This is a genomic window from Sodalis sp. RH15 (genome assembly GCF_047324255.1).
GTDB classification, from domain to species: domain Bacteria; phylum Pseudomonadota; class Gammaproteobacteria; order Enterobacterales; family Enterobacteriaceae; genus Acerihabitans; species Acerihabitans ligni.
The window spans coordinates 4,346,740-4,361,329 of record NZ_CP178738.1 but is presented as its reverse complement, the minus strand read 5'-3'; the positions used below and the strand labels follow the sequence as shown (position 1 = coordinate 4,361,329).

At 51.9% G+C, this 14,590-nt stretch carries 10 protein-coding genes, 6 tRNA genes and 2 other RNA genes; 10 read left to right on the top strand and 8 right to left on the bottom strand.

Annotated features, from left to right (window positions below; genetic code table 11):
- The first annotated feature begins 24 nt into the window (after positions 1-24).
- The 5 genes from ACL2XO_RS19800 to ACL2XO_RS19780 all read left to right on the top strand — a co-directional run bounded on the left by ACL2XO_RS19800 (position 25) and on the right by ACL2XO_RS19780 (position 5,901).
- A complete protein-coding gene (locus ACL2XO_RS19800; RefSeq protein ID WP_413725166.1) occupies positions 25-753 on the top strand; it encodes a 4'-phosphopantetheinyl transferase family protein in 729 nt (242 codons plus the stop codon).
- Between the two features lie 454 nt (positions 754-1,207).
- Positions 1,208-1,654 (top strand): MarR family winged helix-turn-helix transcriptional regulator, encoded by a 447-nt coding sequence (locus ACL2XO_RS19795; protein WP_132927073.1) that lies wholly within the window; start codon positions 1,208-1,210, stop codon positions 1,652-1,654.
- A 15-nt stretch (positions 1,655-1,669) separates the two neighbouring features.
- On the top strand, positions 1,670-3,133 hold the full coding sequence (locus ACL2XO_RS19790) for an efflux transporter outer membrane subunit (RefSeq protein ID WP_413725165.1): 1,464 nt from the start codon (positions 1,670-1,672) through the stop codon (positions 3,131-3,133).
- Between the two features lie 20 nt (positions 3,134-3,153).
- Positions 3,154-4,368 (top strand): efflux RND transporter periplasmic adaptor subunit, encoded by a 1,215-nt coding sequence (locus ACL2XO_RS19785; RefSeq protein ID WP_413726982.1) that lies wholly within the window; start codon positions 3,154-3,156, stop codon positions 4,366-4,368.
- A gap of 12 nt (positions 4,369-4,380) precedes the next feature.
- Positions 4,381-5,901, top strand: coding sequence for a DHA2 family efflux MFS transporter permease subunit (locus tag ACL2XO_RS19780; RefSeq protein ID WP_413741342.1), 1,521 nt, complete (start codon positions 4,381-4,383; stop codon positions 5,899-5,901).
- A gap of 87 nt (positions 5,902-5,988) precedes the next feature.
- On the opposite strand, the gene ACL2XO_RS19775 is transcribed toward ACL2XO_RS19780, so the two are convergent.
- The 7 genes from ACL2XO_RS19775 to ACL2XO_RS19745 all read right to left on the bottom strand — a co-directional run bounded on the left by ACL2XO_RS19775 (position 5,989) and on the right by ACL2XO_RS19745 (position 8,139).
- Complete coding sequence (locus ACL2XO_RS19775; RefSeq protein ID WP_413741341.1) at positions 5,989-7,005, bottom strand: alpha/beta hydrolase; 1,017 nt, start codon at positions 7,003-7,005, stop codon at positions 5,989-5,991.
- A 376-nt stretch (positions 7,006-7,381) separates the two neighbouring features.
- Positions 7,382-7,508, bottom strand: a non-coding RNA gene (locus ACL2XO_RS19770) — RtT sRNA.
- A 44-nt stretch (positions 7,509-7,552) separates the two neighbouring features.
- Positions 7,553-7,679, bottom strand: a non-coding RNA gene (locus ACL2XO_RS19765) — RtT sRNA.
- 44 nt (positions 7,680-7,723) lie between these two features.
- Positions 7,724-7,799 (bottom strand) — tRNA-Lys (locus ACL2XO_RS19760).
- Positions 7,800-7,815: 16 nt separating this feature from the next.
- Positions 7,816-7,891, bottom strand: a tRNA-Val gene (locus tag ACL2XO_RS19755).
- A gap of 42 nt (positions 7,892-7,933) precedes the next feature.
- Positions 7,934-8,009 (bottom strand) — tRNA-Val (locus ACL2XO_RS19750).
- Between the two features lie 54 nt (positions 8,010-8,063).
- Positions 8,064-8,139: transfer RNA gene (locus ACL2XO_RS19745), tRNA-Val, on the bottom strand.
- A 249-nt stretch (positions 8,140-8,388) separates the two neighbouring features.
- On the opposite strand from ACL2XO_RS19745, the gene gltX reads away from it, so the two are divergent.
- From gltX to ACL2XO_RS19720, 5 genes are all read left to right on the top strand, one after another.
- On the top strand, positions 8,389-9,798 hold the full coding sequence (gene gltX / locus ACL2XO_RS19740; protein WP_413725162.1) for a glutamate--tRNA ligase: 1,410 nt from the start codon (positions 8,389-8,391) through the stop codon (positions 9,796-9,798).
- A 127-nt stretch (positions 9,799-9,925) separates the two neighbouring features.
- Positions 9,926-10,001, top strand: a tRNA-Ala gene (locus ACL2XO_RS19735).
- Positions 10,002-10,045: 44 nt separating this feature from the next.
- A tRNA-Ala gene (locus ACL2XO_RS19730) sits at positions 10,046-10,121 on the top strand.
- A 441-nt stretch (positions 10,122-10,562) separates the two neighbouring features.
- Positions 10,563-11,504 carry a glycosyltransferase family 2 protein gene (locus tag ACL2XO_RS19725; RefSeq protein WP_413725161.1) on the top strand — a complete coding sequence of 314 codons (942 nt, stop codon included), beginning with the start codon at positions 10,563-10,565 and terminating at the stop codon, positions 11,502-11,504.
- A 653-nt stretch (positions 11,505-12,157) separates the two neighbouring features.
- Complete coding sequence (locus ACL2XO_RS19720; RefSeq protein ID WP_413725160.1) at positions 12,158-12,742, top strand: class I SAM-dependent methyltransferase; 585 nt, start codon at positions 12,158-12,160, stop codon at positions 12,740-12,742.
- Between the two features lie 359 nt (positions 12,743-13,101).
- On the opposite strand, the gene ACL2XO_RS19715 is transcribed toward ACL2XO_RS19720, so the two are convergent.
- Positions 13,102-14,286, bottom strand: a complete 1,185-nt coding sequence (locus ACL2XO_RS19715; protein WP_132927083.1) for a NupC/NupG family nucleoside CNT transporter — start codon at positions 14,284-14,286, stop codon at positions 13,102-13,104.
- Between the last annotated feature and the right edge of the window lie 304 nt (positions 14,287-14,590).

The following is a 14,590-nucleotide window of genomic DNA, read 5'->3' as shown; positions in this document are numbered from 1 at the left end:
TGATTTTGAGGACGTTTTTATTTTATGGTTCTTCCTGCGCCGTATATCCTGTCTCTGGCCGAAGGCTTGCCGTTCGGTCCTGCCGATCTTGTCGATCCGGCGTTGCATCTGAGCATCTGGCACTGCCGGTTCGATACCCTGAGCTATCGGGATGCCGATTACGGCCTGCATGACATTCCGCTGCCGCCTTCCATCGCCGGCGCGGCGCGCAAACGCCGGTCCGAGTATCTGGCCGGACGGATCGTTGCCGCGCGGGTGCTGCGTGGATTGGGGGCCGGTTCATTCCCGCTGCTGGCCGGGACGGATCGTGCCCCCTGCTGGCCCGAATCGATACAAGGCTCCCTGTCTCACGATGAAACCCTTGCGGTGTGTATCGGCCGATTGCTCCCACAGCAAGGGTGGGCCGGGGTGGGTATTGACGTGGAGACCATGATTGCCGACGCACGGACGCCGACCCTGTGGCCCGGCATCATCGCCGCCGGGGAGCGCGAACTGCTGGACAGCGCGTCGCTGCCCTTTACCGCTGGCCTGACGCTGGCCTTTTCCGCCAAAGAGAGCCTGTTTAAGGCGCTTTATCCGCACGTCAAACGCTATTTCGACTTTCTGGATGCCAGGGTTATCCAACTGACCGATCGGCGAATCAGCCTTGAACTGACCACAGAGCTGGCGCCGCATCTGCCGGCGGGGATGCGTTTTGACTGCGCTTATGCCCTCTCCCCGCAAGAGGTGTTGACCCTGCTGACGGTGGGCTGAGATTGATTTTCCCGCTTTTGCTCAATTTTTTTCCGCGGCCGCCGATATAAAGGCCATTGCTGTGCCGGCGCGCCCGCCGTTTGGGTATACCATTGCTTATTCTTTCGCCGGCGGGAGGGAATAATTGATTATTCATGCTTTTCTTAGGGTAGCCTCTGCCCGTTTGCGTTGCCGGGTCGCCGTCGAATAAGGGATAATCAGCGGGTCAGGCTATCTCAGTCCCGCCGTCATGACCGTCAGCGTCGTGACGTTGAACTGTTTTGTTACCGGTGCCGCGACGCCGGAATAAAAAGTCTCAAAGCCCGCAGCGACTGGGCTGAAAGGTAATCTACGCCGAAAACCGGCACCGTTTTCAACGCACGCTAAAATACATTTTGTTACAAAACTGACTGTTGTTTACCTCTGCACCAGGCGGTATAGTTGCCAGCCTAATAGTTGCCTAGGCATAGATTTCATGAGTCACTTTACCTCAGATGATGTTGATACCGTTTATACCTGGGGAAGGAACATCAACCGGTTGAATTGTGCTAAAGACCGGTTTCTAGAACGATACCTGGCGCCCTACGAAATTACCGCGGCGCAATTCAAAGTTATGCTGCTGATGAATCAGAAAAGGGCCAGTACGTCGGCGGAACTCTGCCGTTGCATATCGTTGGACAGCGGCGCCATGTCGCGCATGCTCGATCGCCTTGAAAATAAAAACATGATCATGCGCGTACGCAGCACCGCCGACCGTCGCCAGCACCACTTGGCCTTGACCGAAAAAGGGCAATTGTTCTGCCAGGAAATCGGCGGGATTGCCGTCAAAGCCTTTAATGATTTGTTAGCTCCGTTGACGCCCGCCGAACTCAATGAATTTGATCGCCTGCTGAAAAAGCTGGCGGTTCTTGCCGATAGTTAAGGAGTAAATTTCACCATGCCGTTGCGCATTCGTTTATTACCGCTGCTCTGTTCATTCGTTCTGGCGGGGTGTGCTTTGCCTAATGGTTTACATACCGAAGGCCGTACGCTGGACGTCTCGACGTTACAAAGCGATCGTACCTTGTCGGCGATCCCGCACTCCACCGCGGCCTGGCCTGCGGCGGACTGGTGGAACAGCCTCGGCGACCCGCAGCTTGCCATACTGGTTCAGCAGGCGTTGCAATCCAGCCCCGATATGCAGGTGGCCGATGCCCGCGCCCGCCAGGCCAGCGCCGCGGTCATGTCGGCGCAGGCCGACCGCATGCCGACCCTGGACGCCAGCGGCGGCATTACCCGTGAGCGGCTGTCCGAGGTGCAAGACCCGCAGGGTAAAGGGAAAGAGTATTTCACCGAGCGGGATCTGTCGGCGCAGTTCAATTATACCTTTGATCTGTGGGGCGGCCAGCGTGCCGCCTGGGAAGCCGCCGTCGGCCGCGCCAACGCCAGCGAGGTGGACAGACAGTCCGCGCGACTTACCCTCTCCGCCGATGTCGCCCGCGCCTACAATACCCTCGGCCAGGCCTATGTGATGGAAGATTTGGCGAAACAGGATCTTGCGCGTACCCATACCATGCTGGATCTGGCGTCCAAACGGTATACCGCCGGACTGGACAGTAAATTCCAATATCAGCAAACCGAAAGCCTGGAAGCCTCGGCGGAATCCACCTTGACCGACGCCCAGCAGCAGGTGCGCGCGGCCGGCATCCGCCTGGCGGTGTTGCTTGGACAGGGACCGGACCGGGCAATGAATATACCCCGTCCGCATCTGATTGCTCCGGCGGCGGTAACCCTGCCGGCCCGGCTTCCGGCGGAACTGTTAGGCCGCCGGCCCGATCTGGTGGCGGCCCGCTGGCGGGTAGAAGCGGCAACCAAAGACATCAAGGTCAGCCGTACCGCCTTCTATCCCAATCTTAATCTGACCGCGGCGGCGGGTGCCCAATCGCTGCTGGGAGATGCCTTCTTCGGCGCCCCAAGCCGCTATTTCAGCGTCGGGCCGGCCATATCCCTGCCTATCTTTGACGGCGGTCGCCTGCGGGCGAACCTGGCCGGCAGCAACGCCGATTACGATCTGGCGGTGGCGCAATACAACCAGTCGCTGGTGAATGCGCTGGGGGACATCGGCGACACCATTACCCGCCTGAGTTCGTTAGCGGTTCAGATCCAACAGCAGCAGCGCGCCTGCGATATCGCCAATGACTCATGGAAAAACGCTATGGAGCGCTATAGCGCCGGGGTCGGCAATTATCTCGATGCGTTGAGCGTGCAGCAACAGCTCATCCAGGCCCAGCGTCAACTGGCCAGTTTGAATGCCGAACGTACCGATACCGCTATCCTGTTGATGCAGGCGCTGGGTGGTGGTTTCAACTCTTCCGTTCCATCGACCGCCGCGCAAACCGTGGCCGTAAATCAAGCACACTGAGAATAATTTTTATGGCTGAGATGAATTCCAATTCTGAACAAGCAGATCAAAACGCAACGCCTGCGACCCCGCGGGCGAAGCCGGGTAAACGCAGACTGCTGTTGTTGATATTGCTGGCGATAATCATTGTGGCCGTCGTAGGCTTCGGCCTTTACTACTGGTTCCATGGACGGTTTTTTGAAAATACCGACGATGCCTATGTTAATGGCAATTTAGTGCAAATCACTCCCCAGGTAGCGGGTACGGTAACCGCCATTGCCGCGGACGACGGCGATTTCGTGAAGCAAGGGCAGGTGCTGGTGCGCCTGGATCCCAGCGATACCAGGGTGAGACAGCAAAGCGCCGAGGCCAACCTGGCGAAAGTGGTCCGTCAGGTCCGCGGATTATACAGCAATGTGGACAATTACAAGGCCCAGGTGGCCGCGCGTAAAATTGAATTGCAGCGCGCCAAGGACGACTATCAGCGCCGCGCCAACCTGGCGCGGGACGGGGCGATTTCCCAGGAAGAACTGTCCCATTCCCGCGATACGCTGACCTCGGCGGAAACCTCGCTGACCTCGGCGCAACAGCAATTGAGCACGACCTTTGCCTTGGTGGACGATACCACCATCAGCAACCATCCCGATGTCAAAGCGGCCGCCGCGCAGTTACGCCAGGCTTTCCTGGATAATGAACGCAGCACCATGGTGGCGCCGGTGACCGGCTACGTGGCGAAACGTTCGGTTCAGGTGGGCAGCCGCGTGCAGCCCGGCACTCCGTTGATGGCCGTGGTTCCCCTCGACCAGATCTGGATCGACGCCAACTTCAAAGAGACCCAGCTGGTGGACATGCGTATCGGCCAACCGGTGGAAATCGATGCCGATCTCTACGGCGGCAAGGTGAGCTACCGCGGTAAAGTGGAAAGCCTTGGCGTCGGTACCGGTAGCGCGTTTTCCCTGCTGCCGGCTCAAAACGCCACGGGCAACTGGATTAAGATCGTCCAGCGTTTACCGGTGCGAATCCGCCTGGAGCCGGACCATCTGGAAAAGTTCCCGCTGCGTATCGGCTTATCCACCAATGTCACCGTGGATTTGCATAACCAGGACGGGCCGGTGCTGGCACCGCATCCTCAGGAAAAACCGCGTTTTGCCACCGATGTTTACGATCATCAGTTGGCAGAGGCTGACAGTTTAGTGGCGCGCATCATCCATGAAAATGGCGAGCAGGCCCGGGTTGCCGGTCAAGGACAAAATTAATGCGGGGCCGCCATGAGTGATCAATCATTTCGTCCGCCCAGCCTGGTCCTGGCCACTATCGGACTGTCGCTGGCGACGTTTATGCAGGTGCTGGATACCACGATTGCCAATGTGGCCTTACCGACCATTTCCGGCAATCTGGGCGTCAGCTCTGATCAAGGGACGTGGGTTATTACTTCGTTTGCGGTATCCAACGCCATCGCATTGCCGCTGACCGGCTGGATGTCCCGGCGTTTCGGCCAGACCAAGCTGTTTTTGGCTTCGGTGATACTGTTTATTATCACCTCGTTTCTGTGCGGTATTTCCCAAAGCATGACGCAATTGGTGATATTCCGTGCGCTGCAGGGCTTTTTCGCCGGACCGCTGTATCCCATGGCGCAAACCCTGCTGTTGTCCATTTACCCCGCGGCCAAGCGGGGAATGGCGCTGTCCCTGTTGGCGATGGTGACGGTGGTGGCGCCCATTATCGGGCCGCTGGCGGGGGGCTGGATTACCGATAACTACTCTTGGTCGTGGATCTTTTTTATCAACGTGCCCATCGGTATCTTCGCCGCCATGCTGGTTTTCACCCAGTTGAAGGAACGGCCGGAAGAGGTGGAGCATCAGCCTATCGATTATATCGGCCTGGGGCTGTTGGTGCTGGGGGTGGGCTTATTGCAGGTGGTGCTGGACAAAGGCAACGATCTCGATTGGTTCAGTTCCAATTTCATTGTCGTCGGCACGGTAATTTCTTCGGTTTCGCTGATAGCGCTGGTCATCTGGGAATTCACCGACAAACATCCTATTGTCAATCTGCGCCTGTTCCGCTATCGCAATTTCTCTTTCGGTACCCTGGCGCTGGTGCTGGGTTATTCCGGTTTCTTCGGCATAAACCTGCTGTTGCCGCAATGGCTGCAAACCCAGCTGGGCTATACGCCGGTATGGGCGGGGATGGCGGCGGCGCCGATGGGTGTATTGCCGGTCCTGTTGTCGCCGCTGGTGGGGCGTTATGCCCATATGTTCGATTTGCGCTTGCTGTCGGGGGGATCGTTCCTGGTGATCGGCGTATCGTGCTTTATGCGGGCCGATTTTAATACCATGGTGGATTATTATCATATAGCGATGATCCAGGGTTTTATGGGTATCGGCATTGCGCTGTTTTTCATGCCTACCACCAGTATCCTGCTGTCCAGCCTGGCGCCGCGGGAGATTGCCGACGGTTCGGGTTTGGCGACCTTTTTGCGGGTGCTGGGAGGGAGTTTTGCCTCCTCGCTGACCACCTGGATCTGGCAGCGTCGGGAGATATTCCATCATGCGCAGCTGGTGGAGAATATCACGCCTTACAGCCAGAATACGCAGTCGTACATTGCACAGCTGGGGGGTAGCAGCCAGAGGGCCATGGCGCAGTTGGACAAGCTGGTGGAAGGGCAGGCCTATATGATGTCCACCGTCGATTATTTCACCCTTCTGGGCTGGATTTTCTTTTCGCTGGTGATCGTGATATTTCTGGCCAAACCGCCGTTTGTCGCCCAGGGCGGCGGGGGCGGGCATTAGGTTTTTCATTTCGCCCGCGGTCTCCCTTTAACCGGCTCGTTGTACGTCCTGAGATAGCGGCCGGTATGGCCGCTATCTAGGCTGGGGTTATTGCAGGTGGGTCTTCAGTTCGGTGGCGGCCTGCAGGATCTGTGAACGTACCGCCGGGACCTGGCTCAAGGGATTCAGCAATCCGAAGTCATGGATCATGCCGTTATAGCGGGTTACGGTTACGTCAACGCCGGCGGCATTCAGCTTCCTGCCATAGGCTTCCCCCTCATCACGCAGTACATCCAGCTCGGCGGTTTGAATCAGCGTCGGCGGCAGGCCTTTTAACTGCGCTTCGGTGGCGCGCAGCGGTGAGGCGTGGATGTCACTGCGCTGTTTGGCATCTTTGGTATAGGCGTCCCAGAACCACTTCATCATATTGCGGGTGAGGAAATGGCCTTGGGCGTAGGTCTTGTAGGAGCCGGTATCAAAGTCGGCATCCGTTACCGGCCACATTAAGGCTTCAAAGCGAATCTTCGGCGCGCCTTTTTCTTTCGCCATCAGGGAAACCACCGTTGCCATATTCCCGCCGACGCTGTTGCCCGCTACCGCCAGGCGTGAGCCGTCCACACCGATTTCATCGCCATGTTCCGCTACCCAGCGGGTTGCCGCGTATGCCTGGTTAATGGCCACCGGATAATGCGCTTCCGGAGAGGGGGTGTAATTCACAAATACCGCCGCCGCGCCGGATTCCACCACCAGGTCGCGCACCAGGCGTTCATGGGTAGGGAAATCCCCCAGGATCCAGCCGCCGCCATGGAAGAACATAAATACCGGTAATGTGCCGGTGGCGCCTACCGGTTTAACGATTTTCAGCGAAATTTCCTGCCCGTCGACGGTAATGGTCTTATCCGAGACGTCGGCCGGCGGCAGCTTGGCATTGGCCTGGGCGTCCGTGAGAACCTGGCGTGCCTCTTTCGGCGAAAGCTGTTCCATGGGTTTGCCGCCGGAACTGTTCAGTACGTTCAGGAACGATTGCACCTGGCGATCGGCGGCGGGAAGCTGGGTCGCGGCAAAGGCGCTGCTCATTCCCATGGTCAGCAGGGAGGCGGTGAAAATGGTGGCTAATTTGGACATGGTCAATTTCCTTCTGTCAGTGAATGTGATGTCGCCGAGGCGACGGGTAAGCTTCTTGTATTGCTCTCAATTAAGTATTTTGCAAATTAGTAGTGTGCTATTTAGTTAATCAGAGCTATACCTGCAACGTTTACACTAAGCGCTAAGGGGAAATTTTCGCTTCACCTTTTGCCGTTGTGCATCCAATGAAAGCTAATTTAAATAGTTCGCTATTAAATAGCAAGATATTTAATTGATAAGTTTCAAAAATTTTTATGGCAGGTAAGGATATGATTATAAATCAGTAGGTTAAAAATGCCGGCAATAAGAATTGTCTGCGGATTTCATGTTGCTAAGGGTTTGAAGTAGTGGGCTGCAAAGGAGTGTTTTTCGAAAGTGGTGGGTTGTGCAGGATGACTCGGCCTTTGGCCTCGCCCTTCGGGTCGTTGCCATACGGCAACGCTGTCTCGCTTCGCTCGGCTCGAACCTGCGCAGGTTCTCATCCAGCACGACTCGTGCGATATAAGCGTAAAGAGAACATTTGCCGGGGAGAGTTTTTATTTGAAAGTGGTGGGTCGTGCAGGATGACTCGGCCTTTGGCCTCGCCCTTCGGGTCGTTGCCATACGGCAACGCTGTCTCGCTTCGCTCGGCTCGAACCTGCGCAGGTTCTCATCCAGCACGACTCGTGCGATATAAGCGTTAAGCGGAAATTTGCTGCTAGGGGAAGTATTTTGAAAGTGGTGGGTCGTGCAGGATTCGAACCTGCGACCAATTGATTAAAAGTCAACTGCTCTACCAACTGAGCTAACGACCCACTTAAAGATCAGAAATGGTGGGTGATGACGGGATCGAACCGCCGACCCTCTCCTTGTAAGGGAGACGCTCTCCCAGCTGAGCTAATCACCCATTTCTGAAAACCGAAAATCAAAACAATACTGACTTAAGAAGTGGTGGGTGATGACGGGATCGAACCGCCGACCCTCTCCTTGTAAGGGAGACGCTCTCCCAGCTGAGCTAATCACCCACTTCTTACAGCGTATTACTTCTATTTCTCACAGCGGAGCCACCCAAAATGAAGTGGTGGGTGATGACGGGATCGAACCGCCGACCCTCTCCTTGTAAGGGAGACGCTCTCCCAGCTGAGCTAATCACCCCCGCCGTGTGGTGTCGCATTATAGGGATACTGCCAAGTGAGTCAACGGTTTTTCAAAGTAAAAAGTGTGTTCGTCGTAAAATTAGTCAAGAATTGACTTGCCGCTACCGGAATATAGGTAAAAAACGCCGCTAAAGTCAAACGGCGTTGAGGAATCGAGGGGGAGTGGTAGAATATTGTCCACTTTTTATATACGGCGGGAAGCCGCGCTTCCCACTGTCAGCCAAGCGTGATTAAGGCAATATCCCCAATGAAAATTAAAACCCGTTTTGCGCCCAGCCCCACCGGCTATCTGCACGTCGGCGGCGCCCGTACCGCTCTTTATTCGTGGCTTTTTGCCCGCCATCACGGCGGCGAGTTCGTGCTGCGTATCGAGGATACCGATCTGGAGCGCTCAACCCAGGCTGCTATTGATGCCATTATGGATGGGATGAATTGGCTTAATCTGGATTGGGATGAAGGTCCGTATTTCCAGACCAAACGCTTTGACCGATATAACGCGGTTATCGATGAGATGCTTGAACAAGGCACCGCTTATAAATGCTACTGCTCCAAGGAACGGTTGGAAGCGCTGCGTGAAGAGCAGATGGCTAAAGGGGAAAAGCCCCGTTATGACGGACGTTGCCGCGACAGCCATGAGCATCATGACGCGAATGAGCCGTGCGTGGTGCGTTTTGCCAACCCGCAAGAGGGTTCGGTGATTTTTGACGATAAAATCCGCGGCCCCATCGAGTTCAGCAATCAGGAACTGGACGATTTGATTATCCGCCGCACCGACGGTTCCCCCACGTATAATTTTTGCGTGGTGATCGATGACTGGGATATGGAAATCACCCATGTTATCCGGGGCGAAGACCATATCAATAATACCCCGCGCCAAATCAATATCCTGAAAGCGCTGGGGGCGCCGGTGCCTGAGTACGCCCATGTTTCGATGATATTGGGGGACGATGGCAAAAAACTCTCCAAACGCCACGGGGCGGTTGGGGTGATGCAGTATCGCGACGATGGCTTCCTGCCCGAAGCGCTGCTGAACTATCTGGTGCGTCTGGGCTGGTCACACGGCGATCAGGAAATATTCAGCATCGGCGAGATGAAAGAGCTGTTCAGCCTGGGAGATATCAACAAGTCCGCCAGCGCGTTCAATACCGAAAAGTTACTGTGGCTTAACCATCATTATATCAATCATCTGCCGGCGGAGTATGTGGCCACCCATTTGCTCTGGCATATGGAGCAAGAGGGTATCGACACCAGCAATGGCCCGCAGCTCACGGCGCTGATTGGCCTGCTGGGGGAACGCTGCAAGACCCTGAAGGAGATGGCGTCTTCCTGCCACTACTTTTATCAGGATTTCGAGGAATTCGATGCCGACGCCGCCAAGAAGCATTTGCGGCCGGTTGCCCGGCAGCCGCTGGAGCTGGCGCGCGCCAAGCTGGCCGCATTGACCGACTGGACGCCGGAGCGGGTTCACCAGGCCATCGAACAGACCGCAGCGGAGCTTGAAGTGGGCATGGGCAAGGTGGGGATGCCGCTGCGGGTCGCCGTCACCGGCGCCGGCCAATCGCCGGCATTGGATGTGACGGTGCATGCGGTAGGCCGGGCCCGCACCCTGGCTCGAATTGACATGGCCTTGGCGTTTATTACCCGGCGTGAACAATAAACAGGTTCGGAGCCGCTGATTTGGCGGCTTTTTCAGCGTTTGATGCGTTTAATACATTTAGCCGTTGACACCGTTTGCCGGGTTTCATATCATGCGCCCCGTCCACAGAATATGATATGTATGGAACGGGGCTATAGCTCAGCTGGGAGAGCGCTTGCATGGCATGCAAGAGGTCAGCGGTTCGATCCCGCTTAGCTCCACCAATCGCAGGATTGGTTTGAATCGTGATTCTGAAAAGCAGTACGTTGGGGCTATAGCTCAGCTGGGAGAGCGCTTGCATGGCATGCAAGAGGTCAGCGGTTCGATCCCGCTTAGCTCCACCAAATTCTTTATGTTGAAAAAACCGGCCTAGAGCCGGTTTTTTTATGTCGGGACAATATCCTACTAAATCCTTAAGAGGGCTGAGACGTCCCAATCTTCATGTCGCTGTCTACCTAAAGGACACTGTTCGCTGATTCAAACCGGCTAAGATTCAAATTGAGTCATTATGGAGTAGATAAAGCTGATTTCACCTTCAAGTAGACTTACATTAACTAGTTAAATATGTTATAAAAATCTAAGTTTAAGAATTTTAACTAAAAGTATGTAAAAAGGCGCTAGGATTAGACGCAAGGATTCAAATATTTATTAATCATATTAATATAATTTAAGTTTTGGCTTGTGAATTGTACATCAAATGTCGTTTTTTTACTTATTTAATAGAGAATATACTCAGTATTCATTGTCTATTGTCAAAAGACTGACAGACTTTTGGAACGAATATAATGAAACTAATCATACAAATACCCTGCTTCAATGAAGCACAAACGCTTCCTATTGCGCTATCTGCGCTGCCTAGAATGCTTCCGGGTTTTACAACCGTCGAATGGCTTATCATCGATGATGGTAGCCAGGATAATACAGCAGAAGTGGCTAGAGAATATGGTGTTGATCATATAATTAGACACGCGGGTAACAAAGGATTGGCTGCCTCGTTTATGACTGGATTAGATGCCTGTCTAAGACTGGGTGCTGATATAATTGTTAATACCGATGCCGATAATCAATATAATGCTGACGATATCCCCCTGTTGCTCGAGCCCATACTTGGACACCAAGCAGAAATAGTCATTGGTGCTCGCCCAATACACACAATAGAAAGTTTTTCTCTCATAAAAAAATTCTTGCAAAAATTGGGTAGCTGGGTTGTGCGAATTGCCAGTAAAACTGATGTTCCAGATGCTCCAAGCGGTTTTCGGGCAATGAGCCGTACTGCGGCACAACAGCTTATGGTTTTTAATGACTATACTTATACGCTTGAAACGATTATTCAGGCGGGACAAAAAAACATCATCATTACTTCTGTACCTATCAGAGTTAATGAAGAGTTGCGTCCTTCAAGGCTGGTGAAAAGTATCCCTGCGTATATTAATAGAAGTATAGCAACTATAGTACGTATATTCATAATATACAGACCGTTTAGATTTTTTGGCACTATTGGTACCGTTTTATTTGGCGCTGGCTTCTTAATCGGTATCCGTTTCCTTTGGTTTTTTTTTGCAAGGGAGGGAGAGGGACATATCCAGTCACTTATTCTTGCTTCCGTGCTTCTAGGTATGGGTTTTCAGACTATCTTAATTGCATTTATAGCCGATTTATTGTCAGCAAATCGTAAACTATTGGAAGATATTCGTTTTAAAGCTGCTAATTTTCCAAAAGAACATTAGTTAGTAATACAACCTAGCGATTGCTATAGCCGCTTTTTTGTACGGGTGGTTAGTTTTACCTATCTTTAGAGAAAACATATCTATGGCTAACAGTGCAATTTTATTTATACTATCAATTTCGGCAAAGATCATGTCTGGTCTAAGCAAAAATCGACGCTACGTCTCCCTGTCCCTAAGGACTGCGTGGAAGGATCTTGTTCTGCAGCGCGACATTTTTATGTTTATGGTTCAAGCGCAGCCAGGCCTGTTCTGGTAAAATTTTCCACTATGCAATCTGGGAAAATATGGCAAAAAGAACTCATATCTGTTAGTGATGATGATTATAGGGTTTCCCTACCGTTAAGCCATCTTGAAGGGAACCAGCAAATTGAAATTTCTGTCCCACAGGCTACATCGCCTCACAATCTAGGCATTAATGAAGATATAAGGACTATTGGTATTGCTCTGGAGAAAATTGAATTAATTAGGCACTGATTATTAGAGCAATATGATAATTGAGTAAGGGTACTCGCTTCTTTATCATTTTTATTCTTATGGAAAAAATTCGTTAGGGGTGAAAAAGTATCAACGTTGTTGCGAATTGTATGAAAAAATTTATTCAGATATCCCCTACCTAACAAACAGAGCAGTTTCTGACTTGAGGAAAATGTAAAATGGCTGACCAAGGGGCGGAGGGATTATTGTCACCCTACTTGCGTAGAGAACGTATCCGGCGTGCAGTCCCCTATCTCAAGGGCCGTGTGCTTGATTTTGGCTGTGGATCGGGTACGCTTGCCGCACACATAGATGCTGATTGTTATCTCGGCGTCGAAAGGGATACTGTATCTCTTCAAATCGCCCGGGAGCATTTCTCTATTCATACCTTTGTTCCAGAATTGTCGGAAATAACCAATAAATTTGACACTGTGGTTTCTCTGGCGGTTATTGAACATGTAAAAAATCCCGTTGAATTTTTAAGAACTCTTGCTGCTTATCTTGATGATAACCCAGCATCAAACATCATTATTACTACACCACATCCTTCGGTAGATTGGGTTCATCATCTAGGGGCTTCCCTTGGGCTGTTCTCCAAGCATGCCAGTGAAGAGCATGAGGATTTACTGGATCGGTCTAGGCTCGAGGAGGTCGGTCGAGAAGCAGGTTTATCTATTATTGACTATTCTCGTTTTTTGTTTGGTGCTAATCAAATCGCAGTCTTTGCTAAGGATCGTTCCCGTAAGGAAAAACAATTCGTGTAGCACGAACTAGGTTATTCTCAGCAAAGCTCATACCTGCATGTCTTTCATAGGCAATTGATTGCTGTTGTGAGATCAAATCCTTCGGATATACTTCATCCATGGTGTAATGTGCAGCATACAAGGAATTTGTGGTACGAGCTTTGTTGAATGCTACGAAAGGAGAATAAATGGAAATGCCGGGTCGTATTGTATGAGCAATCGCAATAAACCAGACCGGGTCTCTTACGAATAAGTATTTTTTATCAATAATTGAAAACATCTTAAGGCTATCATTATCCCAACAAAGCAAAAAAAGGGTCAGATTTCCCCGACCCCAACGGGCCTTGCGGCCCTAATGATAACGATTTTTTTATTCGCTATTACATGACCAGTCCGGTAACGGCCGCGGACAGCACGCTAACCAGAGTGGATCCATAGACCAGCTTCAGACCGAAGCGCGACACCACATTGCCCTGGTGCTCATTCAAGCCTTTGATTGCCCCGGCTACTATCCCGATGGAGGAAAAGTTAGCGAATGAGACCAGGAACACCGAAAGAATCCCCTCCGAACGCGGCGACAGCTGGCCGGCGATTTTTTGCAGATCCATCATGGCGACAAATTCATTGGATACCAGTTTGGTGGCCATGATGCTGCCGACCCGCAGCGCTTCGTGAGCGGGAACGCCCATGACCCAGGCGAACGGAAAGAAGATATAACCTAATATCCCCTGGAAACTGATGCCGAAGATGACGTTGAACAATGCATTGATAGCGGAAATAATGGCGATAAAACCAATCAGCATGGCCGCGACGATGATAGCCACTTTAAAACCCGCCAGGATATATTCCCCCAGCATTTCGAAGAAGCTTTGTCCCGCGTGCAGATTGCTCATCTGCAGCTCTTCTTCCTTCTCGACCCGGTAAGGGTTAATCAGCGATAAAACCACAAAGGTGCTGAACATATTCAATACCAGGGCGGCCACCACGTATTTCGGTTGAAGCATGGTCATATAGGCGCCGACGATGGACATCGACACCGTTGACATGGCGGTGGCGGCCATGGTGTACATCCGGCGTTCAGACATTTTGCCCAGGATATCTTTATAGGCGATGAAATTTTCCGATTGGCCGAGGATCAGTGAACTGACGGCATTGAACGACTCCAGTTTACCCATGCCGTTAACCTTGGACAGCAGGGTACCGATGATCCGGATAATCCAGGGCAGCAGGCGGATATGTTGCAAAATGCCGATCAGCGCCGAGATAAAAACAATCGGACATAAAACGTTCAGGAAAAAGAACGCCAGTCCTTGTTTGTTCATATTGCCAAAAACGAAGCCGGTCCCTTCGGCGGCATAGCCTAATAATTTATCGAATAATGCGGAAAAACCTTGAACGAACCCCAGTCCTATCGATGAGTTGAGGAAAAAATAAGCAAGTAAAATCTCGATCACCAGCAATTGAACAATGTAGCGCAGTCTGATGTTTTTACGATCGCGACTGACCAGCAATGCTAAAATCGCCACGACGACAAGGGCGAGAATAAAATGAAAAATCCGGGACATAGAAGCTCCAATCGTAAGCCATGCAATAATTCGCCGCTTATTCTATGGAACGGCAGCATTAAAAACGAGTTATAAGTTGCAAATATAGAAAAATCATCTAGCAACCTAGGTCAGGCACAGGTGGTTAGAGGTGTAATTAAAAAAATTGTTATAATTGTAGCCATATATGTTTTTGATGTGCTAACATTTGGTAGTAGCCCAAAAAACGCTCTACATCATCTCCAGCGCGGGATGCAACTGCCATCAGATTGGGTTATTAACGCCCTATATGCTCATCATCGTCATCTATCACAGAGATAAGCTG

What these genes read in the sequence shown, in the direction of transcription:
- ACL2XO_RS19780 (WP_413741342.1), top strand. Translation starts at nt 4,381, where the DNA reads ATGAGTGATCAATCATTTCGTCCGCCCAGCCTGGTCCTGGCCACTATC.
- ACL2XO_RS19795 (WP_132927073.1), top strand. Translation starts at nt 1,208, where the DNA reads ATGAGTCACTTTACCTCAGATGATGTTGATACCGTTTATACCTGGGGA.
- ACL2XO_RS19775 (WP_413741341.1), bottom strand. Translation starts at nt 7,005, where the DNA reads ATGTCCAAATTAGCCACCATTTTCACCGCCTCCCTGCTGACCATGGGA.
- ACL2XO_RS19725 (WP_413725161.1), top strand. Translation starts at nt 10,563, where the DNA reads ATGAAACTAATCATACAAATACCCTGCTTCAATGAAGCACAAACGCTT.
- ACL2XO_RS19800 (WP_413725166.1), top strand. Translation starts at nt 25, where the DNA reads ATGGTTCTTCCTGCGCCGTATATCCTGTCTCTGGCCGAAGGCTTGCCG.
- ACL2XO_RS19715 (WP_132927083.1), bottom strand. Translation starts at nt 14,286, where the DNA reads ATGTCCCGGATTTTTCATTTTATTCTCGCCCTTGTCGTCGTGGCGATT.
- ACL2XO_RS19785 (WP_413726982.1), top strand. Translation starts at nt 3,154, where the DNA reads ATGAATTCCAATTCTGAACAAGCAGATCAAAACGCAACGCCTGCGACC.
- gltX (WP_413725162.1), top strand. Translation starts at nt 8,389, where the DNA reads ATGAAAATTAAAACCCGTTTTGCGCCCAGCCCCACCGGCTATCTGCAC.
- ACL2XO_RS19790 (WP_413725165.1), top strand. Translation starts at nt 1,670, where the DNA reads ATGCCGTTGCGCATTCGTTTATTACCGCTGCTCTGTTCATTCGTTCTG.
- ACL2XO_RS19720 (WP_413725160.1), top strand. Translation starts at nt 12,158, where the DNA reads ATGGCTGACCAAGGGGCGGAGGGATTATTGTCACCCTACTTGCGTAGA.